At 62.6% G+C, this 26,005-nt stretch carries 23 protein-coding genes; 8 read left to right on the forward strand and 15 right to left on the reverse strand.

Features of this window, described 5'->3' with window-relative positions; genetic code table 11:
* Positions 1-2: 2 nt before the first annotated feature.
* The 3 genes from AC2YI2_RS24630 to AC2YI2_RS24640 all read right to left on the reverse strand — a co-directional run bounded on the left by AC2YI2_RS24630 (position 3) and on the right by AC2YI2_RS24640 (position 4,242).
* Positions 3-2,330, reverse strand: coding sequence for a bifunctional salicylyl-CoA 5-hydroxylase/oxidoreductase (locus AC2YI2_RS24630; protein WP_487389157.1), 2,328 nt, complete (start codon positions 2,328-2,330; stop codon positions 3-5).
* A gap of 160 nt (positions 2,331-2,490) precedes the next feature.
* On the reverse strand, positions 2,491-3,006 hold the full coding sequence (locus tag AC2YI2_RS24635) for a flavin reductase family protein (RefSeq protein WP_487389158.1): 516 nt from the start codon (positions 3,004-3,006) through the stop codon (positions 2,491-2,493).
* 117 nt (positions 3,007-3,123) lie between these two features.
* The gene (locus AC2YI2_RS24640; protein ID WP_487389159.1) at positions 3,124-4,242 is read right to left on the reverse strand and encodes an LLM class flavin-dependent oxidoreductase; all 1,119 of its coding nucleotides are present in this window, start codon (positions 4,240-4,242) and stop codon (positions 3,124-3,126) included.
* 138 nt (positions 4,243-4,380) lie between these two features.
* Here AC2YI2_RS24640 and AC2YI2_RS24645 point away from each other — a divergent pair, with 138 nt between their 5' ends.
* On the forward strand, positions 4,381-4,929 hold the full coding sequence (locus AC2YI2_RS24645) for a winged helix DNA-binding protein (protein WP_487389160.1): 549 nt from the start codon (positions 4,381-4,383) through the stop codon (positions 4,927-4,929).
* A gap of 202 nt (positions 4,930-5,131) precedes the next feature.
* On the opposite strand, the gene AC2YI2_RS24650 is transcribed toward AC2YI2_RS24645, so the two are convergent.
* Genes AC2YI2_RS24650 through AC2YI2_RS24660 form a run of 3 tightly spaced genes read right to left on the reverse strand, consistent with a single transcriptional unit; the run spans position 5,132 to position 7,743 of the window.
* Positions 5,132-6,370 (reverse strand): styrene monooxygenase/indole monooxygenase family protein, encoded by a 1,239-nt coding sequence (locus tag AC2YI2_RS24650; protein ID WP_487389161.1) that lies wholly within the window; start codon positions 6,368-6,370, stop codon positions 5,132-5,134.
* A gap of 45 nt (positions 6,371-6,415) precedes the next feature.
* Complete coding sequence (locus AC2YI2_RS24655) at positions 6,416-7,201, reverse strand: SDR family oxidoreductase (protein WP_487389162.1); 786 nt, start codon at positions 7,199-7,201, stop codon at positions 6,416-6,418.
* Positions 7,202-7,248: 47 nt separating this feature from the next.
* Positions 7,249-7,743 (reverse strand): flavin reductase family protein, encoded by a 495-nt coding sequence (locus AC2YI2_RS24660; protein ID WP_487389163.1) that lies wholly within the window; start codon positions 7,741-7,743, stop codon positions 7,249-7,251.
* A 190-nt stretch (positions 7,744-7,933) separates the two neighbouring features.
* Here AC2YI2_RS24660 and AC2YI2_RS24665 point away from each other — a divergent pair, with 190 nt between their 5' ends.
* Positions 7,934-8,914 (forward strand): cupin domain-containing protein, encoded by a 981-nt coding sequence (locus AC2YI2_RS24665; RefSeq protein ID WP_487389164.1) that lies wholly within the window; start codon positions 7,934-7,936, stop codon positions 8,912-8,914.
* Positions 8,915-8,931: 17 nt separating this feature from the next.
* Here the strand turns inward: AC2YI2_RS24665 and AC2YI2_RS24670 are convergent, their stop codons facing one another.
* The 5 genes from AC2YI2_RS24670 to AC2YI2_RS24690 all read right to left on the reverse strand — a co-directional run bounded on the left by AC2YI2_RS24670 (position 8,932) and on the right by AC2YI2_RS24690 (position 14,122).
* Positions 8,932-9,765 carry an ATP-binding cassette domain-containing protein gene (locus AC2YI2_RS24670; protein WP_487389165.1) on the reverse strand — a complete coding sequence of 278 codons (834 nt, stop codon included), beginning with the start codon at positions 9,763-9,765 and terminating at the stop codon, positions 8,932-8,934.
* The gene (locus tag AC2YI2_RS24675) at positions 9,765-10,625 is read right to left on the reverse strand and encodes an ABC transporter ATP-binding protein (protein ID WP_487389166.1); all 861 of its coding nucleotides are present in this window, start codon (positions 10,623-10,625) and stop codon (positions 9,765-9,767) included. The genes AC2YI2_RS24670 and AC2YI2_RS24675 overlap by 1 nt, the downstream gene beginning before the upstream one ends.
* Positions 10,622-11,470 (reverse strand): ABC transporter permease, encoded by an 849-nt coding sequence (locus tag AC2YI2_RS24680; protein ID WP_487389167.1) that lies wholly within the window; start codon positions 11,468-11,470, stop codon positions 10,622-10,624. Before AC2YI2_RS24680 ends, AC2YI2_RS24675 begins: the two co-directional genes overlap by 4 nt.
* Entirely contained in the window at positions 11,463-12,476 is a 1,014-nt protein-coding gene (locus tag AC2YI2_RS24685) for an ABC transporter permease (protein WP_487389168.1), read from the reverse strand. The genes AC2YI2_RS24680 and AC2YI2_RS24685 overlap by 8 nt, the downstream gene beginning before the upstream one ends.
* A 110-nt stretch (positions 12,477-12,586) precedes the next feature.
* Complete coding sequence (locus AC2YI2_RS24690; RefSeq protein ID WP_487389169.1) at positions 12,587-14,122, reverse strand: ABC transporter substrate-binding protein; 1,536 nt, start codon at positions 14,120-14,122, stop codon at positions 12,587-12,589.
* 312 nt (positions 14,123-14,434) lie between these two features.
* On the opposite strand from AC2YI2_RS24690, the gene AC2YI2_RS24695 reads away from it, so the two are divergent.
* The 4 genes from AC2YI2_RS24695 (at position 14,435) to AC2YI2_RS24710 (ending at position 18,806) form a co-directional block, all read left to right on the forward strand.
* Positions 14,435-16,588: a thiamine pyrophosphate-dependent enzyme gene (locus tag AC2YI2_RS24695; RefSeq protein ID WP_487389170.1), complete on the forward strand. Its 2,154-nt coding sequence runs from the start codon at positions 14,435-14,437 to the stop codon at positions 16,586-16,588.
* A 10-nt stretch (positions 16,589-16,598) separates the two neighbouring features.
* The gene (locus AC2YI2_RS24700; protein WP_487389171.1) at positions 16,599-18,158 is read left to right on the forward strand and encodes an indolepyruvate oxidoreductase subunit beta family protein; all 1,560 of its coding nucleotides are present in this window, start codon (positions 16,599-16,601) and stop codon (positions 18,156-18,158) included.
* Positions 18,159-18,225: 67 nt separating this feature from the next.
* A complete protein-coding gene (locus AC2YI2_RS24705; protein ID WP_487389172.1) occupies positions 18,226-18,504 on the forward strand; it encodes a CopG family ribbon-helix-helix protein in 279 nt (92 codons plus the stop codon).
* On the forward strand, positions 18,504-18,806 hold the full coding sequence (locus tag AC2YI2_RS24710; protein WP_487389173.1) for a type II toxin-antitoxin system RelE/ParE family toxin: 303 nt from the start codon (positions 18,504-18,506) through the stop codon (positions 18,804-18,806). Before AC2YI2_RS24705 ends, AC2YI2_RS24710 begins: the two co-directional genes overlap by 1 nt.
* Here the strand turns inward: AC2YI2_RS24710 and AC2YI2_RS24715 are convergent.
* The 3 genes from AC2YI2_RS24715 to AC2YI2_RS24725 all read right to left on the reverse strand — a co-directional run bounded on the left by AC2YI2_RS24715 (position 18,803) and on the right by AC2YI2_RS24725 (position 21,868).
* Positions 18,803-19,309 carry a MarR family winged helix-turn-helix transcriptional regulator gene (locus tag AC2YI2_RS24715; protein ID WP_487389174.1) on the reverse strand — a complete coding sequence of 169 codons (507 nt, stop codon included), beginning with the start codon at positions 19,307-19,309 and terminating at the stop codon, positions 18,803-18,805. The genes AC2YI2_RS24710 and AC2YI2_RS24715 overlap by 4 nt on opposite strands.
* A 16-nt stretch (positions 19,310-19,325) precedes the next feature.
* The gene (locus AC2YI2_RS24720; RefSeq protein WP_487389175.1) at positions 19,326-20,912 is read right to left on the reverse strand and encodes a phytoene desaturase family protein; all 1,587 of its coding nucleotides are present in this window, start codon (positions 20,910-20,912) and stop codon (positions 19,326-19,328) included.
* 170 nt (positions 20,913-21,082) lie between these two features.
* Positions 21,083-21,868, reverse strand: coding sequence for a cyclase family protein (locus AC2YI2_RS24725; protein WP_487389176.1), 786 nt, complete (start codon positions 21,866-21,868; stop codon positions 21,083-21,085).
* Positions 21,869-22,161: 293 nt separating this feature from the next.
* On the opposite strand from AC2YI2_RS24725, the gene AC2YI2_RS24730 reads away from it, so the two are divergent.
* Positions 22,162-23,733, forward strand: coding sequence for a phytoene desaturase family protein (locus tag AC2YI2_RS24730; protein WP_487389177.1), 1,572 nt, complete (start codon positions 22,162-22,164; stop codon positions 23,731-23,733).
* Between the two features lie 81 nt (positions 23,734-23,814).
* Positions 23,815-24,315: a MarR family winged helix-turn-helix transcriptional regulator gene (locus AC2YI2_RS24735; protein WP_487389241.1), complete on the forward strand. Its 501-nt coding sequence runs from the start codon at positions 23,815-23,817 to the stop codon at positions 24,313-24,315.
* Between the two features lie 4 nt (positions 24,316-24,319).
* On the opposite strand, the gene AC2YI2_RS24740 is transcribed toward AC2YI2_RS24735, so the two are convergent.
* Positions 24,320-25,957, reverse strand: coding sequence for an AMP-binding protein (locus AC2YI2_RS24740; protein WP_487389178.1), 1,638 nt, complete (start codon positions 25,955-25,957; stop codon positions 24,320-24,322).
* Positions 25,958-26,005 lie beyond the last annotated feature (48 nt).

Here is a 26,005-nt window from a genome sequence, read left to right on the forward strand (position 1 = left end):
GTCTATTTCGCTCCGGCCGCGGCCGCCTGCTTTTCGCGGGCGAGGTTGGTCTCGTATTGTGCCTTGCCCGAATAATATTGCTTCGGCCAGGGCACAGTGCTGATGCCGATCTTCGCCGCCTCATGCAGGACCCAGGCCGGATCGGCGAGATGCGGACGGGCCACGGCGCAAAGGTCGGCGCGGCCGGCAGCGATGATGGAATTGGCGTGGTCGGCTTCGGAGATCGCACCGACAGCGATGGTCGGGATGCCGACCTCGTTGCGGATCTTGTCGGAGAACGGCGTCTGGAACAGGCGGCCATAGACCGGCTTTTCTTCCTTCCACACCTGGCCCGACGAGCAGTCGATCAGGTCGGCGCCGGCTTCCTTGAACATGGCCGCGAAGATCGCGGCATCCTCGGGTGTGTTGCCGCCGTCGAACCAGTCATGGCAGGAGAGGCGCACCGAGATCGGCTTGTCCTCCGGCCAGACCGCACGGATGGCGCGGAACACTTCGAGCGGATAGCGCGCGCGGGCGGCATGGTCGCCGCCATATTCGTCGGTGCGGGTGTTGGTCAGCGGCGACAGGAAGCTAGACAACAGATAGCCGTGCGCGCAGTGCAGTTCGAGCCAATCCGCGCCCGTGGTCACGGCCCGCTCGGCGGCCCGCACATGGTCGGCGAGGACGCGGTCCAAATCGGCGCGATCCATCGCCTTCGGCACCTGGCTATGCTTGAGATAGGGCAGCGCCGAGGCCGAGACCAGCGGCCAGCCACCCTCTTCCAGCGGCTGGTCGATGCCGTCCCAGGCGAGTTTGGTGGAGCCCTTGCGGCCGGCATGGCCGATCTGGATGCCGACCTTGGCAGGCGAATTGAAATGCACGAATTCGACGAGCCTCTTCCAGCCCTCGGCCTGTTCGTCGTTCCAGAGTCCCAGGCAGCCCGGGGTGATGCGGCCGTCGGGCGAGACGCAGGTCATTTCGCCGAAGACGAGGCCGGCACCGCCCATGGCGCGCGAGCCGATATGGACGAGGTGGAAGTCGTCGATCAGCCCGTCCTTGGCCGAATACATCGCCATCGGCGACATGACGATGCGGTTCGGCAGGGTGACGCCGCGCAGCGTATAGGGCGTAAACATCGGCGGCAGGGAGCGGCTGTTGGACGTGGTGGCAAGCCCGGCCTTGCGGGCAAACCAGCGCTCGTAGCCCTCCAGCCAGCTCGCATCCCTGAGCCGCAGGTTTTCGTGGCTGATGCGCTGCGAGCGCGTCAGCATCGAATACATGAACTGCTCCGGCTCCAGCGTGTCGGCATAACGGCGGCCGACGACTTCGAACCATTCCATCGCATTGCGTGCCGCATTCTGGATGCGGGCTACATCGACGCGGCGGATCTCCTCATAGGTTTCGAGAACCGCAGGGATCTTGTCCTTGTCGTGGCCGAGCCGGTTGAACTGGTTGGCCAGTTCGATCGCGTCGTCGATGGCGAGTTTCGTGCCCGAACCGATGGCGAAATGGGCGGTATGCGCCGCATCGCCCATCAGCACGACATGGGAATTGCCGTTGAAATGGCTCCACTTGCCGCAGATCAGGCGGTTGAAGTTCAGCCAGGCCGAGCCACGCATGTGGCGGGCATTTGTCATCAGCGAGGCACCGTCAAGCACCTCAGAGAACAGGTTTTCGCAGAAGTCGATCGAGCCCTGCTGGTCGAGGGCGCCGAGGTCATGGGCCTCATAGGCTTCCTCGGTCGTCTCGACGATGAAGGTCGAGGTGTTTTCGTCGAACTTGTAGATATGCGCCTGGAACCAGCCGTGGTCGGTCTTGCGGAAATCGAAGGTGAAGGCGTCATAGGACTTGTTTGTGCCAAGCCAGATGTAGCGGTTGGGCCGCACGACGAGGTCGGGCTGGAACACCTCGGCATATTTGTTGCGGACCTTGGAATTCAGGCCGTCCGAGGCGATGATCAGGTCTGCGTCGGGGAAGTCGAGGTCGCTGTCGACCTCGGTCTCGAAGGCGAGCTCGACGCCGAGATCCTCGCAGCGTCGCTGCAGGATGTTGAGCAGCTTCTTGCGGCCGATGCCGACGAAGCCGTGGCCGGTGGTGCGCTGAACCTTGCCCTTGAACCAGACTTCGATATCGTCCCAGTGGTTGAAGGCGTCCTGGATGGAAGCGGCGCTTTCCGGATCCCAGACCTTCATTGACTCCATCGTGGCGTCGGAGAAGACGACGCCCCAGCCGAATGTGTCGTAAGGCTTGTTGCGCTCGACCACGGTGATGGAATGTTCGGGATGCAGCTTCTTCATCAGGAGCCCGAAATAGAGGCCCGCCGGTCCGCCGCCGATGCATACGATCCGCATGTCAGTACCCTTTTTTCAGCTGGCCGGTTCAAGGCCGCCTCGATATATTTTAAGGTTAAAGTAAATTCACGGAGGCGCTCTGTCAATCGTCGGGACGCGGATAACGAAAGTATTTTAGGATTAAAATATCGCGACAGCATGCTTCCGGCTGCAGGCCAGATCAGGCCGAAAGGGTCTCGAGAGGTCGGTAGGCGCCACGCCAGTAGACCAGGGCGCCGGATTCGCCGCTGATCTCGACCGAGCAGACTCGGCCGATGAGGATCGAATGGGTTGATTTCGGGATCATTTCCTCGATTTCGCAATCGATTGCGACTGCAGCCCCGATCAGGAGGGGCGCGCCAGTGGGTCCGTTGCGCCACTGCCCGAGCGCGAAACGATCTTCGCCTTTGATGCCGCCTTGCCCGGTGAAGCGTTCGGCGATCGGCTGGTGATGCGGCGCCAGTGAATTGACGCCGAAATGCCCTAAATCCTCGAACAACGGCCAGGATGATGAATTGCGGTTGACGCAGACCAGCATCAGCGGCGGCTCCATGGAGAGCGACACAGTGGAGGTGGCGACCAGACCGGAACGGCGCTCGCCGGTGCCTGCTGTAATGACGCTGACATTGCCCGCGAAATGACGCATGGCTAGCCGGTATGCGGTCGGATCCGAAAGCGGCGCCGTGAACATTTCCATTCCCATCTCTCTTCTCCGTCCGGTGAGCAGGCCGCCTTGGCGGCGCGATGCGCGATATCCAGGCACAAGATGCGGGCGCGACGGCGACCCCTCGCCGTCACGCCCGCGGGCGTCGGATCAGGCCGCAACCCGCTGTGTCGTGACCGCCCGGCGGATGCCGCGCGCTTCCAGGATCGGCAGCACATGGTCGCGGAAATAGGGGAACTCTTCCGCATAATCGACGAAGGACAGGGTGGTGCCGCCAAAGCCGGCGGCATGCAGCGCGATGATGCCCTCGGCGACCTGCTCGGGTGTGCCGACCAGCGGGAAACCACCATGGCCGGCGGCCATGCGGTCGCGGATCAGCGCCAGCAGGTCATGCGGGAAGGATTGCGCATGGGCGAATTGCAGGCGCACCAGATTGTCCACCGCTTCCCAGTCGGCATTGGCCTGGCCGAAATGCTGGAGATAGTCCTTCGCCTCCTTCTCGGTCGGGCGGCAGACGACATGGCTGAAGGTCAGCACGCCGACCTTGCGGCCGGCATCGGCGGCCTGCTGCTTGAGCGCGGCGACCTCTTCCTTCGACCTTTCGAGGTCGATGGCCGGGGTGAACAGGAAATCGGCATTCTTGACGGCAAAAGCACGGCCCTGGCCGGAGCCCGCGGCATTGAGGATCGGCACCTTGCGCGATGGGCGTGGATCGCCGAGCACTTGCTTGAGCTTGAAATGCTTGCTGTTCCAGTCGAAAGCCTCGGTCTTGGTCCAGAGGGCCTTGACGACGTCGAACCATTCCTGGGCATAGCCGTAGCGGTCCTCGTGTCCCGCGGGCAGTTCGAGACCGAGCGCCTCGTATTCCGGCTGGTTCCAGCCGGCGACGATGTTGAGTCCGATGCGGCCGCGGCTGATCTGGTCGATGGTGGCGATCTGTTTGGCGACGACGACGGGATGGTTCGCCGCCACATGGATGGTGGCGAAAACATTGATGTTGCAGGTGCTGGCCAGCAGACCGGCAGCCCAGGTCATGGTCTCGAGCACGCCGCCATGGAAATTGGTCTCGCCGCCATAGCCGATCCAGCGGGCGATCGGCAGCATGAAGTCGATGCCGGCATCATCGAGCATCTTTCCCAGACGAAGATTATTGTCCCAGGAATTGTCCCAGCGCTCCTCGACCTTGGTCACGGACATGCCGCCCGAGCAGTTGGAGGCGAAGGTTCCGAGCAAAAACTGCCCGTCTGCGAACATGCTGTTCTCAGTCATTGTGGTTCCCCGATTATTTGACAGAATTTACAATAGAAAGTCTATTTGAAACTAAAGGCTTGTCAATCGAAATTCGATGGCCGATGTCTAGGAAAATCGAGAAATGCCGTCGCGGGCGGGCAATCGGGAAGCAGAGCGATGAAAACAAAAGGCAATCCGGCGGAGACCAGCGCGGCAGTGGATCGCAGCTGGCACCTTGCCCGCAATCCGCTGGAAGTCGATGTTGCGGAACTGGAATATGCCCTCATGCGCGCCTTCGAGGCCTTCGGCCGTTGGCAGGGCGAATGCCTGGCCTCGGTGATCGACCTCGTCGCCAGCGGTCCGGAAAATGCCATGTTGCACATCATCCGCATGCATGACCGACCAAAGACGATCAAGGATCTGGCACGGCTCGCCAACCGGGAAGACATCCCCAACATGCAGTACAGCCTGCGTAAGCTGATCGGGGCCGGGCTGGTGGTGCGGAACGGCAGCGGTCGGTCGGGTGTGAGTTATTCCGTCACCGACAAGGGCCGGGAGGTCACGGATCGCTATGCTGACGTCCGCGCCTCGCTGCTGATCAAGGCGGTGCAGTCCGTGCCCAACTTCCAGAGCCGGCTGCGCGATGCCGCCGCCACCCTCGATCTTCTCACAGGCATCTACGAGCAAGTCGCCCGCACGGCGGCGACGCATCGCCGGTACGGGTAGGCTTTGCCTCTCCCCTTTTGGGAGAGGATAGTCAGTCCGCATGAGCCTTTGGCGAATGCTGGACGCACTTGGTGAGGAGTAGTAGCGCCGTCGCGTCACCCCTCACCAACTTCGGCCATGCGACAGGCTACGCGTCTCGCGGCCTGCGTATCCTCTCCCACAAGGGGAGAGGTAGGGCCGCTACGCCGGCCCCTTGCGGAACTCAGGCCGCAAGCTTCTGCAGATAGGCGTCGGCCTCTTCGGGCACGGCAAACCAGGGGAAGAAGTCCCGCGGATCGTTGAAGCCGTTGGCAATGCGCTTGGCGAGAACAGGAAAGGCCTGTGCAGAGCCCATGATGTTGAGCACATGCGGCGGTGGCGGCTGCAGCAGCGCATTGGTCCAGCCGACGACGAACTGGGCATAGTTCCAGTAGCTGTCGAACGCCGACTGCATGAAGGCGGCGTCGAAGGGCCGGTCGCCCTGGGCGAGGATCGCGTCCATATAGGCCTTGGCTGCCTTGGACGCATTGTTGGAGCCCTGGCCGGTGATCGGGTCGTTGAGGCAGACGGCGTCCGCCATGCCGAGCACGACGGCGCCCGAGGGCAGCCGGCCGATCGGCTTGCGCACCGTCGGGGCGAAGGCGCCGGACAGGATGCCATTGTCGTCGGTCAGCGTGATCTGCCGGTTGCGATCGGCTTCCCAGGGCAGGAAGGTGTCGAGGATCCATTTCGACTTGGCGAGATGCTCCTCCGGCGTTCTTACATCCTTCCAGCAATCCATCGGGCCGCCGGGAATGCCTTCGAACACCATGATCTCGCAGGGGCCGTTGACCGTCAGCGCCGGGAAGACGAAATATTCGCCGACTGTCGGGATCAGGTTGAAATTGACGGCGGAATGGTCCGGGCGCGGCAGCATGCCGTTGACGTAAGTCAGCGCCAGCGCGCGCTGCGGCTTGTCGAAGGGAGACTTCTCCGGGTCACGCTCGAAGAGCTTTGCGATATCGCCCTTGCCGGCGGCCACGATGACCAGTTCGGATTGCTTCGCGTAGCGCTCAAGATCGTCGATGCCGGCATCATGGATGGTGATCGTACCGCCACGGCGCTCGAATTCCGCCATCCAGCGCGGAATCTTCACCCGCTGGTCGACGCTCTGCGCCGGCTTGTCGAGCTTGCCGTTCCAATCGATCGCCTTGTTGCCGGATCCGTCAGGCGCCGGAACGACGAAATTGATCGAGTCGACGGTCGGGCAGCTGTCGTCCCAGAAGTTCAGGCCGATGTCGCGCTCGTTCTCGAGCGCCGCGTCGAACATGCACTGGCTCGACAACACCTTGCCCGATCGAACCTCTTCGGCCGTGCGGTTCTGGACGATATCGACCTCATAGCCTTTTGCCAGGAGACCGCAGCCGAGCTGGAGGCCGGACTGGCCGCCGCCGACAATGGTGACTTTACGTGCTTTGCTCATTGTTTCAGTTCCCAATTTTGATTGTTGTCCTTGAGGTTTGCAGCGTCATTCCATGAGCTTCGGGATCGCCGGCACGTTCTGCTCCGGACCCATGGCGGTGTAGCCGCCGTCGACCCGGATATCGGTGCCGGTGATGAAGCTCGCATTGTCCGACAGCAGGAAGGCGACGGCCTCGCCGACTTCCTCGGGGTCGCCGGTCCGGCCGAGCAGGTGGAAGGGTGCGGCCACCTTGTCGGTCTTCTCTCTGTTGTTGGAAGTGAGCTGGACCATGATATTGCTCCAGGTCCAGCCGGGCGAGACCGCATTGACGCGGATGCCGTCGGGCGCGAGGTCCATCGCCTGGTTGCGGGTCAATTGCAGGATCGCCGCCTTCGACACTGGATAGACCCAGCGGCCTGTCTGGGCGACGCGCGAGGAGATCGAGCCGAAATTGACGATCGCGCCCTTGTTGGCCTTGAGGTGCTGATGAGCGGCCTGCATCAGCATGACCGAACCGACAATGTTGATGTCGAGCGCCTTCAGCCAGTCGGCCCGGTTGGTCTCCGCGCCATTGTCGAGATAGGTGCAGGCGACATTGACGAGGAAATCGAGCCTGCCCGTCGTCTCGACCGTCTTCTTGACGAGCGCCGTAATGTCGGCGTCGTCTGTGATGTCAGTTCGGATAAAACTGGCGTTCGGTCCAAGCTTGGATGCTGCGGCAGCACCGTCTGTCTCGTTGATGTCGGCGATGACCGCCTTGGCGCCATAGCCGATCAGCGTCGCCGCCACCGCCTGGCCGATCAGGGTGGCGCCACCCGATATGATCGCCGTCTTTCCATCTAGTCCACGCATGGAATTCCCCATTCTCGTTGTTTTGTTCGTCCGGATGAAGGCCTGCGTCAGGCCGCAGACTGGGTGGTCGTGAACGCGCCGCCGACATAGACAAGCGGTTCGGCATCCGGATTGTCGCTGACTGTCTTGCGCACCCGCCCGATCAGGATGACATGCGTGGCGAAGTCGACCGCTTGTTCAAGGTCGCAATCGAAACTCGCGATCGCCCCGTCGAGCACCGGCGCGCCGGTATCCGCATCTTGCCAGTCGCCGACCTGGAAACGTTCGGCGCCCGAAAGCGCCGACCGGCCGGCAAATGTCTCGGCGACGGGCCGCTGCGCTTTCGCGAGCACGTTAACACAGAAATTGCCGCTTTCGGGCGCAATCTGCCCGACCCAGGTCTCGCGGTTGATGCAGGCGACGACCGAGGGCGGATCGACGGTGAGCGAACAGACGGCGGTCGCGGTGACGCCGCGCGGCTCGCCGTTCAGCCCGCGCGTTGTCACCACCGTAACGGCACCGGCGACCTGTCGCATCGCTGCACGGAATGTGTCCTTATCCATTGGCGCCTGTCTCCTCATCGCGGGCTGCCGGAGAAAGCCGGGACTTTCATTCACTTTAAATCTAAAGTATCGTCATGATCCGCGCGGCCGGCATGGAGGACAATCCGGATCGCGCAGGTGAATATCCAGATCCGGCAAGCCGTCTTGAAAATCGTCACCTGCTGGAAGCGACCCTTGCCGGAGAAAGCCGATGTTGACAGAAGACTCGCCGCTCTCCCGTTTCGCCGCCGTCGACACGCGCTCGCCTGACGATGCGCGCGAGGCGATCGGCCGGATCTTCTGTCCGCATTTCCTCAATCCCGTCGGCCGCAATACCGAGGCGTTTCACGCCCGGCATCACACCGCCCTGCAGGTCGACTATTCGGTGAACTTCGTCGCCTACGGTTCGACGGTGGAGATCGATCCCGGCGAACTCTCCCGCTTCTTTCTCCTGCAACTGCCGCTGAAGGGCAGCGCGACTGTCCGCTGCGGCACGGTCGCGGCGGATGTCCGGGCGGGCCAGCGTGGCTCGATCCTGTCGCCGACCCTCGGCACCCGCATGACCTGGAACGAAGGCTGCGAGAAACTGATCATCCTCATCCGCCGCGAAGCGGTTGAGGCGCAATTCGAAAGCCTGACCCACCAGCCCATGCGGGCGATCGAATTCGAGACCGGTGTCGACCTGACCGGCGTCGTGGGCCGTGCGATCCTGCAGCATGCCCAATTGATGCTCGACGCTGCCGAGACATCAGATGGCGTCCCGGATGCCTATCGGGCATTGCTGCGGGATGGGCTGACGACGCTGCTGTTGTCCCGGCTGTCGAGCAGTGTCACGCCGGCCTTCTCCCGGCCGGCGCCCTCCGCCGATCCGTTCGCCGTTCGTCGTGCACAAGACTACATGGCGGCCAATGCTGAGCAATTGATTTCCATGGCCGAGATTGCCGTAGCGTCGGGCGTGTCGCTGCGTTCGCTCCAGGATGCCTACCGCAAGGCACGCGGGGTCACGTTAGGTGAGGGTCTGCTCGCGCTAAGGCTTGAGCGTTTCCGAAGCACGCTTCTCTCGGTTGGCGCCCAGGGCTCTGTCGCCGATGCGGCTTTCGCCGCCGGCTTCGGTCATCTCGGCCGCGCCGCTGCCGCCTATCGGGAACGCTACGGCGAAGCGCCATCCGAGACGCTCCGCCGGCGCCGCTGAAAGCGGGTCAGATCGTTTTATGGAGTCTCGTCGACCAGGGCCACGCGGTCCAGCCAGTCCGGATCGATCTCCGGCAAAGGAATGGCATCGAGGAGCGCACGGGTATAATTCGATTTCGGCGCGGCGAAGACCTGGTCGCAGGGGCCTTCCTCCACCACCTTGCCTGATCGCATGACGCAGACCCGGTCGCAGACCGCCCGGATGACGCTGAGGTCATGGCTGATGAAGGCCATGGCGAGCCCGAGATCGCGCGTGAGATCCTTGAGCAGGTTGAGCACTTGCGCCTGGGTCGAGACATCGAGACCGGAGACGATCTCGTCGGCCAGGACGAAATCCGGCTCCAGCAGCGCGGCGCGGGCGATGCCGATGCGCTGGCGCTGGCCGCCCGAGAGTTCATGCGGGTTGCGGTCGAGCACGATCTTCGGAAGCGCAAAGCGGTCGAGAATCTTGATCACCCGCGCTTCAGCATCGCGCGCATCGGCGGCGACGCCGTGGAACAGCAGCGGCTCGACCAGGATGCGCCGAATGGAATGGCGCGGATTGAGCGACGCCATCGGGTCCTGGAAGATCATCTGCATCCGCCGCCGGAGCGGCCGCATCCTGTGATCGGGCGCGTGCGTGATGTCGGTGCCATCGAACTTGATCTCACCGGCGGAGACATCGACCAGCCGCAGCAACGCCCGACCGAACGTCGTCTTGCCGGAGCCGGATTCGCCGACGATGCCGATCGTCTCGCCGCGCTTGATCGAGAGATCGACGCCGTGCAGCACCTTGTGGCCGGCGCCACTAAACAGGCCGCCACCGCCATAGGTGACTTCGATTCCTTTTGCGATGAGAAGATCTTCAGCCATCACGTGATCCCGATCTCGCCGCGCAACTGTTCGAAGACGGACTGCGGCACGGGCTCCAGTCCGGCATTGGGCTTGTCGTAGCGCGGTCCGGCCGCCATCAGCGCCTTGGTATAGGCATGGCGCGGCGCTGTGAGCACATCGGTCGTCGAGCCCTCCTCGATCACCTTGCCTGCATAGAGCAGCGTGACCGTGTCACAAATCTGGGCGACGACGCCGAGATCGTGGGTGACGAAGATCACGCCGGTGCCGTGCGCCTTCTGCATGCCGCGGATCAGCCGGAGGATCTGCTTCTGCACGGTCACGTCGAGCGCCGTGGTCGGCTCGTCTGCGACCACCAACTTGGGTTCAAGCGCAAAGGCGGCGGCGATCAGCACGCGCTGGCGCATGCCGCCCGAGAGTTCATGCGGATAAGACCGCAGCACGCGCTCCGGCTCGCGGATATGCACTTCTTCGAGCAGCTTGAGGGCCCTGATATGCGCGGCTTGTCGTGAAAGGCGGCGGCGCATCCTCAAACCGTCAGTCAGCTGTCCCTCGATGCGCCGCCCGGGATTGAGTGCCGTCTGCGGATCTTGCGGGATGAGCGAGATTTCGCTCCCCATGATGTCGCTCAGTGCTTTCGGTGGCAGTGTCAGCAGGTCCCTGCCCTCGAAGCGGATCGAACCGCCCGTCACCCGCACCGTGCGCGGCAGAATGCCGAGCAGCGCCTTGGCGATAGTCGACTTGCCGGCGCCGCTTTCGCCGACAAGGCCGCGCACTTCACCGCGCTCCAGCTTGAGCGACACGTCGCGCAGGATCGGCGCGCCGTTCTCCCGGTCGGAGACGGCGGAGAGACCTGATATGGAAAGGAGCGGCTCTGTCATCGGCGCATCATCGGGTCGAGCGCGCGGCGCAATCCGTCGCCGAGCTGGTTGAAAGCGAGAACGGTGAGGAACAGCATGACCAGCGGCGCCACCAGCACCCACCAGCCCTGGTAGATGATGCTGCGGCCCTGCGCGATCATGCCGCCCCATGTCGGGGTGTCCGATGATACCGAGAGGCCGACGAAGGACAGGATCGCCTCGACGATGACGGCAATGCCCATTTCGAGGCTCAGCAGCGCGACGATGACAGGCGCCACATTGGGCAGGATCTCGGCAAATAGGATGCGCAGCTTGGGAAAGCCGATGGTCCGGGCCGCGGTCACATAATCCATCTGCGCCTGGGCCATGGTCTCCGAGCGCACGACACGACAGAAGCGCGTCCAGTCGATGATGACGATCGCCGCGATGACCGAGTGCACGCCCGAGCCGAGCACAGCGACGAGCAGGATCGACAAGAGCACCGGCGGAAAGGCCATCCAGATATCGACGAGACGCGAAATGACGACATCGACCCAGCCGCGATACCAGCCTGCGAGCAGACCGAGAACCGTGCCGAGCAGTGCCGCCAGGCCAGCCGCCACGAAGGCGACGATCAGCGCGATCCGGCTGCCATGGATGAGGCGCGAAAGCACATCGCGGCCAAGATCGTCGGTGCCGAGCCAGTAGCCGGGTTCCGCGCCCGGCTGGTTGGCTGGCGGCAGGGTGCCCAGCATTAGATCCTGCTCGAGCGGATCCTTCGGCGCCAGCCAAGGTGCGAAGATTGCCATCAGGATCAGCAGCAGGATGAATCCACCGGCGACGACGACCTTGGGCTCCCTGAGGGCGGTGCGGAGACTCTTACGCATGACGGAGCCTCGGATTGAAAGCGGCTACAAGCAGGTCGACGCCCAGATTGATAAGGATGAACAGCGCTCCGAAGACCAGCACCAGTCCCTGGATCAGCGGCAGGTCGCGGTTGATCACCGCGTCGATCGCCATGTTGCCGATCCCAGGATAGGCAAAGATGCGCTCGACGATGACGGTGCCGCCGATGAGGAAGGTGAACTGCACGCCGGTCAGCGCGATCGTCGGTCCGACTGCGTTGCGCAGCGCCTCCTGCAGGATGAGCCGCAGGTTCGACTTGCCCCTGAGCTTGGCGAGCAGGATATAGTCCTGCACCATGGCTTCGAGCAGTGCCTCCTTGAGCACGCGGGCGATGATCGCGGCCAGCGGGAGGCCGAGCGCCAGCACCGGCATAATCATGTGCGAGGAGATGTCGATCAATACGCCAAAGCGGAGCGTCACCAGGCTTTCGAGCAGATAGAAGGAGGTCGCAAAGTCGTTCTGCACCGATGGGTCGATACGACCGGATAGCGGAAAGACTGGAAAGAACACGCCGAAGACAAGGATCAGGGCGAGTGCCCAGATGAAATCGGGCACCGCCAGCACCGTTCCATTGACGGTATCGACGACCGGCTCGAGGAAGGTCCTGCGAACGAGCGTGCCAAGGATCGCGATCGCCCCACCGAGAAGAATGGCGAAAACGAGGGCGGCGGCGGCGAGTTCGAGCGTTGCCGGCAGCCGCTCGCCGAGGAGCTCCAGTACATTGCGCCGAAGCGAGATCGAGGTTCCGAAATCGCCTGATAGAATCGACTTCAGCCAGATCCAGAACTGGCTCGCAATCGAGCCATCCAGCCCGTAATGGGCGCGCATCTGGGCGATCTGCTCAGGCGTCGAGCCGGGCGAGATCATCATCGCAATCGGGTCGCCCGGCACGACGCGGAGCAGCACGAACACCACCACCGCTACGCCCAACAGCGTCACCGCTGCGAGCACCAATCTGTTGAGAACCGAAAGAAGAATGAAGGGCATGGAACAGGAGCCTCACGCGCGGAAGCCGAGGCTAGCCGAGCGGATCGGGGCAAACAAGCCGAAGAAATGCCGAGATGGGCGGGCAACCGGAGTTACCCGCCCTTGCGATATCAGGCCTTGGAGACCCAGGCCGGCTGAAGCGCACCGGAAACGTTCGGTGTCACCTTGAGCGCGGACTTGTAGACGACCGGCTGGGCATATTGCAGCAGCGGGATCACATAACCCTGCTCGGCAATATACTTGTCGACAGCCTTCCAGCCGGCAATGCGCTTGGCCTCGTCCTTCTCGCCCCAGAGCGGGCCGATCATGCCGTCGAGGTCATCGGTGTTCCACACCGAGTGCGGCGAGGGACCGAACATGGCAAAGCCGGTCGACGTCGTCGGATCGCCGATCGCGTTGCCCCAGTTGTAAAAGGCAGCAGGTGCCAACTGATCGGCGGCACGCAGTTCGTAATGCTTGGCGATTTCGTAGACTTCGATCTCGGCCTCGATACCAACCTTGCGCCACATGCCGACGATGGCCTGGACCATCTCGTAATCCTTGGGCTTCAGGCCGCGCGTCGACTGGATCTTGAACTTCGCCGGTTTGTCGGTCGAATAGCCCGAGTCGGCCAGCAGCTTCTTGGCAAGTTCAGGATCGTAAGGTACCTTGATCGAGCCATCGAAGGCCGAATATTCCGGCGCTTCGAGCGTATCGATCGGCACGCCGTAACCCCGCAGAAGGCGATCGACGATAGCCTTCTTATCGATGGCGTGATGGGCTGCGAGACGAACGTTCTTGTCCTCCATCACCTCGATATTGTTGAGGAAGATCATGCCGATATCGGAAATCGGGGTGGCGATGCCGGCCAGTCCTTCCTTCTCCTTGAGGCGGTCGAAATCCTCATAGGAAATCTCGAGCGTGATATCGGAAGAGCCGGACTCGATTTCGGCGACGCGGCTCGTACCGTCAGGCACGAATTTGAAGATCACGGTGTCGAAAGCCGGCTTGCCGCCCCAGTAGGTCGGGTTCGCCTTGAGGCGCAGGAAGGCGTTGCCTTCATAGGCGTCGACCATATAGGGGCCGGTCCCGACAGGCTTCTTCTCGAATCCTTCAGCGCCGACCTTTTCATAATATGCCTTGGGCAGGACATAGCCGGTCAGGAACGCCATCCACATGAAGTAGGTGGGCTCGAAACGCAGAACGTCGCCGGTGATCTTGTTGCCTTCGATCTTGTAGTTGCCGGCGGTGGACCAGATGAACTGGATCGGGTTGCCGGTCTTTTCGTTGGCGGCGCGCTCAAGCGACCAGACAATGTCCTCAGGCGTGAAGGGCGAACCGTCATGCCAGGTCACGCCTTCGCGGACGTCCATCCACACCTTGGTCTTGTCGTCGTTCCAGCCCCAGGCGGTCAGCAAACCGGGCTCGAACTTCAGGTCGGGAGCCTGGCCGATATACTGGTCAAAGATCGAACGGTAGATCGCCTGGATCGTCGGATTGACCGCCGACGGGCCGACCGTTGCGTCGAAGGACGGCAGGTTGACGTTGAAGGCGATGGTCAGCGTATCGGTCTCAGCGGCCTGCACCGGCACGCGGCCGGCGAGAACACCAGTCAAAAAGGCAGAAGCACCCAGACCCAGCGTCTGGCGGCGGGTAATATCAGTCATCATGAGCTCCGTCGTTCCCCTGTTCGCCGGCAATTCAAGCTTTTCCGCCCATGCCGTCGATTTATTGATCGGAATACTTGAACCTTAAAATAGGGCCAAACCACTGGCAAGCGGATTCTTTCGCCTGTCGGACGATTCGCACGCAAATTATATGCCGACGCATATTAATATGGCTCGCCCATCCATAATGAGATGGCCTCTTCGCGCTGCAACACATAGAGCTATTTGCCATTTGACAATCGGCGCTGCAAAGAAATATGATTTTGCATGTTTCGAAGATGAAGCCTCAAAAGAGGCCAAGGGGAGCCTGATATGGCTGAGAGATCATTTGCGAGCGAGGTCGAGGACCTCAAGCTGGGCGATGGCGAGATCTTCCGCGGCGAGGGTATTCTGGCCATCACCAAGGCGCTTCTGCAGTCCGGTGTCTCCTATGTCGGCGGCTATCAGGGCTCGCCGATTTCGCACCTCATGGACGTGCTGGCCGACGCCAAGGATGTGATGGAAGACTTGGGCGTTCATTTCGAGACCTCCGCGTCGGAAGCGGCGGCCGCAGCGATGCTCTCCGCCTCCGTCATGTATCCGGTCCGCGGCGCGGTCACCTGGAAGTCGACGGCCGGCACAAACGTTGCCTCGGACGCGCTCTCCAACCTGTCCTCAGGTGGCGTTACCGGCGGTGCGATGATCATCATCGGCGAGGATTACGGCGAAGGCTCCTCGATCATGCAGGAGCGCAGCCACGCTTTCGCGATGAAGTCGCAGCTCTGGCTGCTGACGCCGCGACCGAACCTGCCCTCGATCGTCGAGATCGTCGAGCAGGGCTTCCAGCTATCGGAAGCGTCGAACACACCTGTGATGCTGCAGGTCGGCATCCGCAGCTGTCATGTCCACGGCCAGTTCGTCGCCAAGGACAACAAGCGACCGGATTTCACGCTGCGGCAGGCGCTCGAGAATCCGGTGCGCGACGTCAACCGCATAGTTCTGCCGCCAGCGTCCTTCACGCACGAGAAGGAAAAGCTGGAGAAGCGCTGGCCCGCCGCCGTCAACTTCATCCGCGAGCGCAAGCTCAACGAATATTTCGGCCCCGCCGAAGGCGAGATCGGCATCATCCTGCAGGGCGGGCTCTACAATGGCGTAATGCGCGCGCTGCAGCAGCTCGGCCTCGCCGATGTCTATGGCGAATCCTCGGTGCCGCTCTATGTCATGAATGTCTCCTATCCCTTGATCGATGAGGAGATCGCGGAGTTCTGCATCGGCAAGAAGGCCGTGCTGATGGTCGAGGAAGGTGCGCCCGAATATATCGAACAATCCCTCAATACGCTGCTCCGCCGCCGGGACATCCAGACCAAGCTTTCCGGCAAGGACGTGCTGCCGATGGGCGGCGAATATACCGCGCCGGTGCTGGTCAAGGGGATCCGGAAATTTATCGAGACCTACCAGATGCTCCTGCTGGGCAACCAGCCGCCGATTCCGGACCCGTCGCCTGTTCTCAACGACCCAAAGATCAAGGCACTTGCCGAAGTCGTGCCGCCGCGTCCGCCAGGCTTCTGCATCGGCTGTCCCGAAAGACCGATCTTCGCGGCGATGAAGCTGGTGCAGAACGAGCTCGGCCAGCATCATGTGTCGGGCGATATCGGCTGCCACCTGTTCTCGATCCTGCCGCCCTTCAATATCGGCTCGACGACGATGGGCTACGGCCTGTCGCCGGCCGCCGCCTCGGCCTTCAACGTCAAAGCCGACAAGCGCGTGATCTCGGTCATGGGCGACGGCGGCTTCTGGCACAACGGGCTGGCGACCTCGATCGGCAACGCCGTCTTCAACAAGCAGGACGGCGTCATTCTTGTCGTCGACAATTTCTATTCGGCGGCGACCGGCGGCCAGGACATCCTGTCCTCCCGCGCCGACAATCCGCGCCGCAAGACCAACAATTCGATCGTCAATGCGGTGAAAGGCGTCGGCGCCACCTGGGTGCGCCAAATCGACCACACTTACGACGTCACCAAGATGCGCGACACGCTGCGCGAGGCACTGACCACCAAGGAAGAAGGCCCGAAGATCATCGTCGCTTCCTCCGAATGCATGCTCAACAAGCAGCGCCGGGTGAAGCCGCTCTTCGCCAAGGCGGTGAAGGACGGCAAGCGGATGGTCAAGGAGCGCTTCGGCGTCGACGAGGATGTCTGCACCGGCGATCACGCCTGCATCCGTCTCTCCGGCTGTCCGTCGCTCTCGGTCAAGCATACCGACGATCCGTTGAAGGACGATCCGGTCGCGGCGATCGACAACAATTGCGTCGGCTGCGGCAATTGCGGCGAGGTCTCGGAGGCCGCCGTGCTCTGCCCGTCCTTCTACCGTGCCGATATCATCCACAATCCGACCGGCTGGGACCGCTTCGTCGCCCGCGTCCGTGGCGCCGTGATCGGCTGGCTGCAGGCCCGCCGGCAGTCGCGCCGCGTGCTGTTTGCCGAGTGAGGATCGCGCCATGAACGAACATGTCTCCATCGATCCGACGGCCCCCGTCCGCCAGTCCACCGACAAGCCCCTCGCCATCGCCGTGCTCGCCATGGGCGGCCAGGGCGGCGGCGTGCTGGCCGACTGGATCGTCAGCCTCGCCGAGGCGCAGGGCTGGATGGCGCAGACCACATCCGTGCCGGGCGTCGCCCAGCGCACCGGCGCGACGATCTACTATATCGAGATGCTGCCGGAGAGGGATGGCCATGCGCCGATCTTCTCGCTGATGCCGACGCCCGGTGATGTCGACGTCGTCATGGCCGCCGAACTGATGGAAGCCGGCCGCTCGGTCCTGCGCGGCCTTGTCACGCCCGACAAGACCACGCTGATCGCCTCAACTCATCGCGCCTTCGCCGTGTCCGAAAAGCAGACGCCGGGCAACGGTATCGGCAACCCGGAAATCGTCGTCGACGCCACCGATTTCGCCTCGAAGCGCACTATCGCCTTCGACATGGAGACGCTCGCGACGAAGAACGGCAGCGTCATCTCCGCCTCGATGTTCGGTGCTCTCGCCGGCTCCGGCGCGCTTCCCTTCCCGCGCGCGGCCTTCGAGGCTACGATCCGCGCCGGCGGCAAGGGCATCGAGGCATCGCTCAAGGCTTTCGGCGCCGCCTTCGACCGCGCCCGGAACAACCCGCGCGATCCGGTCTCGGACAAGCCGAGCAAGCGGCTCGACCCGCTGCCGGCCTCGGCCGGTCATCCCGAACTCGACAAGCTCATCGGCCGCATCCGCACGGAATTCCGGGCCGAGGCACATGCGATGCTTTATGCCGGCACGAAGAAGCTCACCGACTTCCAGGATCCGGCCTATGCAAGCGAATATCTCGATCGCGTTTCCGGGCTTCTGGCACTTGACCGGGCCAAAGGTGGCGAGGCCAAAGGCTACGCCTTCACGCAACAGGCCGCGAAATACGTCGCGGTCGCCATGGCCTATGACGACGTGATCCGCGTCGCCGACCTCAAGGTGCGCGAGTCGCGCTTCGAGCGCGTCCGCAAGGAAGTCGGCGCCAAGGACGACCAGGTCGTCTACATGACCGAATATATGCATCCGCGCATGGAGGAAGTCTGCGGTACCCTGCCGAAGAAGCTCGGCCTATGGATAGAAAACAGTCCGAGGCTTTTTGCCTTCCTCGACAGGCGGGTCAACAAGGGCCGGCGGGTTCGGACGGCAACGCTCTTCTGGTTCCTCGGGCTCTACATCGTCTCGGCACTCCGCGGCCGCCGTCGCGGGACACTGCGTCACGCCCGCGAGATGGAGCATATGAACGCCTGGCTGAAGGCGGCGACCGAACTGCTGCCCGAGAATTACGACCTTGCGACCGAGGTCCTCGCTGTCAGGCGCCTGGTCAAGGGCTATTCCGACACCCATGCGCGCGGCTTGTCGAAGTTCGACCGCGTCCTCTCTGCCCTGCCGCTGCTCCGTCATCGTGAAGACGGCGCCGATTGGCTGCGCCGGCTGAAGCAGGCAGCTCTTCTGGATGAAGGCGGCAATGCGCTGGATGGGGCTTTGAAGACGGTGGCGACGCTGTAAGCGCGCGATTGAATTCCGTATTTCGATGGGATACAATGAATTTCGTTGAGATGCGAGAGAGGTTGAGATGTCCGAGAAGGCACGTGCCCAAATTTCCCTGCGCGTTCCGGGCGATATGCTGGCCGACTTCGACCGGATCGCTGCCGCCATGGACCGTGACCGTTCCTGGGTTATCCTGCGTGCGATGCAAGCCTATCTGGAAGGTGATGGCGGCAACATTCTGGAGGAGGCTGAGGGTATTGCGGAACTGGATCGCGGCGAAGGAATCGACATTGATGATATGCTCGACGAAGCCGAGGCCATGATCCGTCGTCACGAAGCCAAGGCGGCGCGGAAGCTTGCTTGATGAGCCGGAGGCGGGTGATCGTCTCGCCGATTGCCGAGCGCTGGTTCCTGAACCAGATGGCCTATTTGCTTGAGGTCAATCCGGAGGCAGCGAACAACCTTGCCAAGCGCTTCAGGGAGTTTCGGTCGAATTTCGGCCAGTTTTCCGGGATGGGCGTTCATGGCGACACGCTCGGAACCCGCCGGGTGGTGATGAAGCCCTATGTCGTCATTGTTCGCCTCAAAGGTGACGCAATAGAAATTGTCGCCATCCGTCATGGTAGACAGGGCGACGCACGATCCCCCCACGAGGCCAAATCCTAAATCTCGTGCAGCCGGATGTTCTGCAATATCCTGTGCAGCACCGCCACGAAGGTCTTGTACTCCTCCTCCTCGATGCCCTGGAACATCTTGAGGAAATCGTCATACATGGTCGGCCAGATGCTTTCGAAGGCGGCGCGGCCGTCCTCGGTGATCGTCACGTCGCGGATGCGCATATCATCGGGCCGCGGCTGGCGGCGGATGTAGCCTTGGTCCTCGAGCGAATCGAGCGTCCGGCTCATCGTCGATTGCTCGGTCACGGCGAAGACCGAGAGTTCGTTGATCGTTACAGACGGCGTGATCGACAGGATGGCCAGCGCCCGCATCTTGGCCGTCGTCATGTCGAGCGCCTTGAGATCGTCGGCGAGATTGGCGTTCCAGCGAGAGATCACCCGATTCATCAGATAAGGCGCGAAATTGTTGAGCCCGATCTCGCCCATGGTCGGGCGCTTGGCTTCGGGGCCATCAAGCGGCCGGAGCACATTGCCGGAGAAACGTTCGGTCATGCCATCATTCCAAGCACTATTTCAAGGACGAGGCGAGCAGGAAGCCCGACCCGCCGCCAAGGCCCGGGCCGGGATGGGTCGAGGCGCCGATATGGTAGAGATCAGGCACATGGGTCTTGTGGTTCACCGACCACTTGAACGGCCGCCAGACGAAGAACTGGTCGACCCCGCAGAAGCCGCCATAGGGGTCGCCGCCGACGAGGTTCATGTTCATCTTTTCGAGATCCGCGGGCGAGTACGCCTTTCGGGCGATGACATTCTCCGACCAGCCGTCAATATGACTTTCGAGAATGCGCTCGACACGGTCGGCGAACTGCTCCCGCAGTTCCTCCGTCCATCGACCATCCTGCGGAATCGGCAGGTGGGCGGCGGCATCACCCTTGATATGGCGCGGCGCTTCGGGAAGCTGCAGCCAGAGGATCGATTTGCCCTCCGGCGCGCGGCTCGGATCGAAGGCCGTCGGCTGGCCGACGCAGATGGTCGGCACCGCAGGTAGCAGCCCGCGCTCGCATTCGTTGGCTGCGCGCGACACGCCATCGAGGCCGGGCGTGAGATGCAGCAGCGCCACGTTGGCGAGATCCTCGCCCGCCTTCCAGCGCGGCGGCGATTTCAGGGCATAATGGATCTGCATATTGCCCTTGCCATAACGATAGTTTTTCAGGCCTTCGCTGACATCGGCGGGCGAGCTCTTCGACGAGCCCTTGAGCAGCCGATCGTAAAGCTGGGTTGGCGTCACCGAGGCGATCACGCCCTGACTTGCCTGCAGCACTTCGCCGCCGGCGAGCCGCACACCCGTCGCCTTGCCGCCGCTTTCGAAGATGGCCTCGACATCGGCGCCGGTGCGGATCTCACCGCCATTGTCCGTGATCAGTCGCTCGAACGCCTTGAGCAGATTTTCCGCGCCGCCCTTCACCACCGGGCAGCCGGCAAGCTCGATGGCGAAGCCGATGACCTTCAGCATCTCGCCGGAATAGGCGCTTTCCGGACCAAGGCCGCAATGCAGAACCCACGGCGCGAACAGAGCCTGCATCTCCTCGGACTTGTAGGTCGTTTCGAGATGCGCCCGGCCGCTGACCAGCGCCTCGCCGAACCAGGCGGCGAGCCCGCGAGGACCCCGCTTCCAGGCTTCCTTGAGCACGGTCTTGAAGATGCTGCCGGACCAGAGTGCGCCGCCGAGCAGCGAAAACAGCAAGGGGGCGTCAGCGCCGAGCTTGTCCATCTCGCGCGAAAACGCCTGACCGTCGCCTGTAGCAAACGCTTCGAAGGCAGCGACATTCTTCTGCCGGTTCATCGACAGGATCGCATGCCGGCCATCGGGCATCAGCACGCCGGTCGGCAAATCCGCATGGGCAAATTCGAGACCGCGAGCTTCGAGATCCTTGCCAAGCGCGCCATAGGCCGGCGAGGTCAGGAACAACACCATGGTCGTGGCCATGATATCATGCTTGAAGCCCGGCTCGGTGATCTCCTCGGTGCGCAGGCAGCCGCCGATGCGGTCGTTGCGTTCGAGGACGAGAACCTTCTTGCCCTTCTTCCCCAGCAGGGCCGCCGCGACCAGCGCGTTGATGCCGCTGCCGACGATGATGTAATCATATGTGGTCATGACAGCAGCTGAATCCCTGATGTGGTTCGGCGGTGCGGCGACCTCCCTCTTCTCCCCAGCGGGGAGAAGTGCCGAGCGCATGCGAGGCGATGAGGGGGTGCCGCGAGCGAGGAGCCCTCCCCCTCATCTGTCCTTCGGACATCTTCCCCCCGAGGGGAGAAGAGATTTTCCTACTTGGTGACCAGCGCCAGCGCGCGGATGGGCGAGCCCGTTCCCTTGACGAACTTGAGCGGCGCAGCAATCAGGATCGCGCCCTTGGCCGGCAGTTCGTCGAGATGGCAGAGGCTGGCGAGGCCGTAGCGGCCGGCCTTGTGCATGAGGTTATGCGCCGGGAAGGGCGGGTTCATGCCGCCGGCCGAGCCGGCATCAGTGCCGATGGTTTCCTGGCCCCAGCCCATGATCTTCTTGGAGACGAGATATTCGATCGCTTCCGCCGTCGGTCCTGGCGAATGCGGGCCGTTTTCGTCGGCATTGAGGAAGGCTTCGGTCGAGCCATTCCGCTTGTACCAGTCGGTGCGCATCACGACCCAGCTGTTTTCCTCGATCGCACCATGCTCGGCTTCCCACTCCTTGATGCTCTCGACGGTGAGCAGGTAATCCGGGTTCGCAGCGGCTTCCTTCGAGCGGTCGATGACATTGACCGGGCCGACGAAGGCCTGCGGCGGGATCGTGTCGGTCGTGTTGCCGGGCAGGTCCTTGCCGGTGATCCAGTGACAGGGCGCGTCGAAATGCGTGCCGGTATGCTCGCCGAGTTCCAGCCAGTTCCAGGCCCAGAACGGACCGTTCGCATCGTAATGCGAGATCTCGTGCACCTTGACGTTGGGCGTGTTCTTGCCGAACTGCGGCGGCAGGTAGAGCACCGGCGTGTTCGGTCCGAGCGGTGCGGTAAGATCCACCACCGTGATGGAACCGGAAAGAAGCGCTTTCGCGACATCGGCGAGAATGTTGGCTGACATGGTGTGTTCCCTTGTTTTCAGGTGCTACGCACGATCAATCCTCCGCGCCGTAGCTGCTCCCTGCCGGCAACGCTAAGACAGCAAATATGAAAATGCAAGTATCGCAGCGGAGGCAGAGGGGAACGGATCGAGCCGCGGTGTACTAGTTTATCCTATTGAATCACAAAAAGAAAATCACCTCAATGGTGGCTGAAAATAAACCTTTAGGTTTCAAATATTTTCGCTTGCGGCGGCTTTTGCAAAATGTTTGCATATGAAGCCAAGGACAAGAATGGTTTTAGGGGAACATGCCGATGAATTACGATGCCGTTGTCATCGGTGCAGGCCACAACGGACTCGCTGCCGCAGTCGAGCTTGCGTCGAAGGGGTGGTCGGTCGTCGTGGTCGAGGCGAATGCCGAGCCGGGCGGTGCGGTCAAGACGCGGGAATTGACGCAACCCGGCTTCCGGCACGACCTCTGCGCCATGAACCTCTCGATGTTCGCCGGCTCCGCGTTCTTCAATAAGAACAAGGATGACCTCTTCGCCCATGGCCTCGGCATCGTGCCAGCGGCGGACTGTTTTGCAAGCGTGTTCCGCGACCAGACCTGGCTCGGTGTCAGCACTGATCTTGAAAAGACCGCCGGCCGGATCGCCGCCTTCTCCGCGAAGGACGCAGCAGCCTGGCGGGCGATGCTCGCCGAATTCGGCGCCGATGCACCGCATATTTTCGGCCTGCTCGGCTCGCCCATGCCGTCATTCGCCGGCGCCAAGGTTGCCTGGAAGGCCTGGCGGTCGCGGGGTATGCGCTGGATGTACGATACGCTGAAGCTTCTCCTGTCCTCCCCGCGCGATTTCCTTGATGCGCGGTTCGAACACGCCAAGGTCAAGACGATGATGGCGGTCTGGGGGCTGCATCTTGATTTCGCGCCCGACGTCGCCGGCGGCGCGCTCTTCCCCTATCTCGAATCCATGGCCAACCAGGCCTTCGGCATGGTCATCGGACAGGGCGGCGCTGATACGATCATCCGCTCAATGACGGCGCTCTTGAAGTCGAAGGGTGGAGAACTCATTCTCGACAATGCCGTCGAGCGGATCGAAATCTCTGGCGGCAAGGCGACGGGCGTGCGGCTCGCGGACGGGCGGGTGTTGACGGCGCGCAAGGCCGTCATCGCCAATGCCCACCCGCAACTGGTCTTCGGCAAGCTGCTGTCACCAGATCCTGCGCGCGCGGATTTTGACGCGCGGATCGCCAAGTTCCGCGCCGGGCCGGGAACGATGATGATCCATCTGGCACTCGATGGCTTGCCGGACTGGAAGGCCGGCGAGGAACTCAAGACTTTCGCCTATGTCCATGTCGCGCCTGATTTGGAAATGATGAGCCGGGTCTATGCCGAGGCCACCGGCGGCCTGCTGCCGGTAGAGCCGGCGCTGGTTGTCGGCCAGCCGACGGCACTCGATCCGAGCCGCGCGCCGGATGGAAAGCACGTTCTCTGGGTTCAGGTCCGCGTCCTGCCGGCCAGCATTCGTGGCGACGCCAAGGGCGAGATCGCCGGCACGGATTGGGATGAGGTCAAGGAAGCGTACGCCGTTCGTGTGTTGAACATTCTCGAAGGCTACGCGCCAGGCATCGGTGGAAAGATCCTTGGACGGTCGGTGTTCTCCCCGGTCGACCTCGAACGCGAGAATCCGAACCTGATCGGCGGCGACAATCTCTCTGGCTCGCACCATCTCGACCAGAATTTCCTGTTCCGTCCCGTCGCCGGCTATTCCCGCTACAAGACGCCGGTTGCCTCGCTCTATCTGTGTGGCGCACCGACCTGGCCGGGCGCCGGCACCGGTGCAGGTTCCGGTTTCATGCTCGCGCAAATGCTGGGCGGAAAATGAGTTTTCGGGTCGAGATTGAAACGCACATCATTTCGCGGCATTACGGTGCGCAAGAAACGAGAGAAAGGCTGGGGTGCTGCATTGGCGGCTGAGTTGGAAAACGAACTCCATGGACATGCTGACGGCAAGCAGGAGCTGAGGGTCTGGCTGCGCCTGCTTTCGGCGACCAAGCTGATTTCGCAGGAGATCCGCCGACGCCTCCGAACGGAGTTCGGCGCCACGCTTCCCCAGTTCGACCTGCTCGCCCAGCTCGATCGCGAACCCGATGGCCTGCGTCTGGGCGAGATTTCAAAGCGTACCATGGTGACCAACGGCAATATCACTGGCCTCGTCGAACGCCTGGAAGCCGATGGTCTCGTTGCCCGGGAGACGCCCGGCGATGACCGGCGCGTCACGGTGGCCCGTCTGACCGAGACGGGGCGACGGGCATTCGCCGAGATGGCCGCCGCTCACGAAGGCTGGGTGCGTGACCTCATGGCAGATGTCGATAAAGGCACATTGTCGGGCCTGGCGCGCAATATCGACCAGATCCAGCTCTCCGTGAGAAATCATCTCTCGGAGAATGATAGCGGATCCGATTGATCGGTCATTGCTTCTGTTGTTCGCGGATGCGGAAGCGCTGGATCTTGCCGGTCTGCGTCTTCGGTAGGGCGCCGACGAAGACGATTCTCCGCGGATATTTGTAGGGCGCAATCACTGCCTTGACGTGGTCCTGCAGCAGCTTGGTCGTGACCTCATCTGCGGCGTGTCCCGCTGCGAGCACGACATGCGCCTCGACGATCTGGCCGCGCTCCTCGTCGGGCGAACCGATAACGGCGCATTCGAGCACAGCGGCATGGGACAGCAGCGCTGCCTCCACCTCGGGACCCGCGATGTTGTAGCCGGATGAGATGATCATGTCGTCCGAACGCGCTGCGAAGTGGAACCGGCCGTCCTCGTCCTGCCAGAAGCTGTCGCCGGTGATGTTCCAGCCGTCCTGCACATAGTTGCGCTGCCTGGTATCGTCCATGTAGCGGCAGCCGGTCGGGCCTCGCACGACGAGCCTGCCGACTTCGCCGCGCGGCAGCTCGTTCATGGCGTCATCGACGATCCGCGCCTCGTAGCCGGTGACCGGCCTCCCGGTGCAGCCTGGGCGGTGGTCGTCGAAACGGTTGGTGATGAAGATGTGCAGCATTTCGGTCGCGCCGATGCCGTCGAGCATCGGCTTGCCGGTCTTGCGCATCCACTCGTCATAGACCGGGGCCGGCAGGGTCTCGCCCGCGCTGACGGCGGCGCGGAGCGAGGAAAGATCCGCCCCCTCCTCCATCGCCTTCAGCATGACGCGATAGGCCGTCGGCGCGGTGAAACAGACCGTCGCCCTGTGCTGCTGAATCAGCTCGACCATGTTGAGCGGCGAGGCCTGTTCCAGCAGCGCGCTCGCTGCGCCAAAGCGCAACGGAAAAACGGCGAGGCCGCCGAGGCCGAAGGTGAAGGCGAGCGGCGGCGAGCCGACGAAGATATCGTCCGGTGTGACCCCGAGCACTTCCTGCGCATAGCCGTCGGCAATAATCAGCAGGTCACGATGGAAATGCATCGTCGCCTTGGGCTCGCCCGTCGTGCCGCTGGTAAAACCGAGCAGCGCAACATCGTCACGGCCGACAGGCGGGCCTGAGAAGCGGACGGACTTGCTCAGCGCGACCCGGTCGAGCTCAGCGTCATGGTTGGCAGTGCCGTCGAATCCAACGACCACCTTGAGGAAATCGCTGTTCTTGGCGCAGGCGGTCAGCTCGTCCATCAGCCTTGTATCGCAGAGCGCATGGCTGATCTCCGCCTTGTCGACGACCTTGGCGAGTTCGCCTGATCGTAGCATCGGCATGGTGTTGACGACGACGGCGCCGGCCTTCGTCGCGGCCAGCCAGCAGGCGACCATAGCCGGATTGTTCGCCGAGCGGATCAGCACGCGGTTGCCCGGCTTGACGCCATAGTCTTCGACCAGGGCATGGGCGATGCGGTTCGACCAGTCCGTCAGTTCCTTGTAGGTTCGGGAGCGACCGTTACCGATCAGCGCGACATGGTCGCCAAAACCCTTGTCGACCATGCGGTCGGTCAGCTCGACGCCGGCATTCATCCATTCGGGATAGTCGAAACCGTCGAGCAGAAGCTCCGGCCATTCGTCCGCCGATGGCAGGCGATCGCGGACATAGCTATCCGTATGGCCGGAAGGGCCAAGCGATGGGTGGGTCATATTTGTCGCTCCAGTCGCGTTCGAAGCAGATCCACCGGCGCCATCGCG

The organism is Rhizobium sp. SRI_017, assembly GCF_057586295.1.

Coding starts and splice junctions, on each gene's coding strand:
- AC2YI2_RS24635 (WP_487389158.1), bottom strand. CDS start 3,006: ATGGAAATGTTCACGGCGCCGCTTTCGGATCCGACCGCATACCGGCTA.
- AC2YI2_RS24650 (WP_487389161.1), bottom strand. CDS start 6,370: ATGAGCAAAGCACGTAAAGTCACCATTGTCGGCGGCGGCCAGTCCGGC.
- AC2YI2_RS24730 (WP_487389177.1), top strand. CDS start 22,162: ATGAATTACGATGCCGTTGTCATCGGTGCAGGCCACAACGGACTCGCT.
- AC2YI2_RS24705 (WP_487389172.1), top strand. CDS start 18,226: ATGTCCGAGAAGGCACGTGCCCAAATTTCCCTGCGCGTTCCGGGCGAT.
- AC2YI2_RS24715 (WP_487389174.1), bottom strand. CDS start 19,309: ATGACCGAACGTTTCTCCGGCAATGTGCTCCGGCCGCTTGATGGCCCC.
- AC2YI2_RS24630 (WP_487389157.1), bottom strand. CDS start 2,330: ATGCGGATCGTATGCATCGGCGGCGGACCGGCGGGCCTCTATTTCGGG.
- AC2YI2_RS24720 (WP_487389175.1), bottom strand. CDS start 20,912: ATGACCACATATGATTACATCATCGTCGGCAGCGGCATCAACGCGCTG.
- AC2YI2_RS24710 (WP_487389173.1), top strand. CDS start 18,504: ATGAGCCGGAGGCGGGTGATCGTCTCGCCGATTGCCGAGCGCTGGTTC.
- AC2YI2_RS24700 (WP_487389171.1), top strand. CDS start 16,599: ATGAACGAACATGTCTCCATCGATCCGACGGCCCCCGTCCGCCAGTCC.
- AC2YI2_RS24675 (WP_487389166.1), bottom strand. CDS start 10,625: ATGACAGAGCCGCTCCTTTCCATATCAGGTCTCTCCGCCGTCTCCGAC.
- AC2YI2_RS24640 (WP_487389159.1), bottom strand. CDS start 4,242: ATGACTGAGAACAGCATGTTCGCAGACGGGCAGTTTTTGCTCGGAACC.
- AC2YI2_RS24655 (WP_487389162.1), bottom strand. CDS start 7,201: ATGCGTGGACTAGATGGAAAGACGGCGATCATATCGGGTGGCGCCACC.
- AC2YI2_RS24670 (WP_487389165.1), bottom strand. CDS start 9,765: ATGGCTGAAGATCTTCTCATCGCAAAAGGAATCGAAGTCACCTATGGC.
- AC2YI2_RS24645 (WP_487389160.1), top strand. CDS start 4,381: ATGAAAACAAAAGGCAATCCGGCGGAGACCAGCGCGGCAGTGGATCGC.
- AC2YI2_RS24665 (WP_487389164.1), top strand. CDS start 7,934: ATGTTGACAGAAGACTCGCCGCTCTCCCGTTTCGCCGCCGTCGACACG.
- AC2YI2_RS24660 (WP_487389163.1), bottom strand. CDS start 7,743: ATGGATAAGGACACATTCCGTGCAGCGATGCGACAGGTCGCCGGTGCC.
- AC2YI2_RS24685 (WP_487389168.1), bottom strand. CDS start 12,476: ATGCCCTTCATTCTTCTTTCGGTTCTCAACAGATTGGTGCTCGCAGCG.
- AC2YI2_RS24740 (WP_487389178.1), bottom strand. CDS start 25,957: ATGACCCACCCATCGCTTGGCCCTTCCGGCCATACGGATAGCTATGTC.
- AC2YI2_RS24695 (WP_487389170.1), top strand. CDS start 14,435: ATGGCTGAGAGATCATTTGCGAGCGAGGTCGAGGACCTCAAGCTGGGC.
- AC2YI2_RS24690 (WP_487389169.1), bottom strand. CDS start 14,122: ATGACTGATATTACCCGCCGCCAGACGCTGGGTCTGGGTGCTTCTGCC.
- AC2YI2_RS24680 (WP_487389167.1), bottom strand. CDS start 11,470: ATGCGTAAGAGTCTCCGCACCGCCCTCAGGGAGCCCAAGGTCGTCGTC.
- AC2YI2_RS24725 (WP_487389176.1), bottom strand. CDS start 21,868: ATGTCAGCCAACATTCTCGCCGATGTCGCGAAAGCGCTTCTTTCCGGT.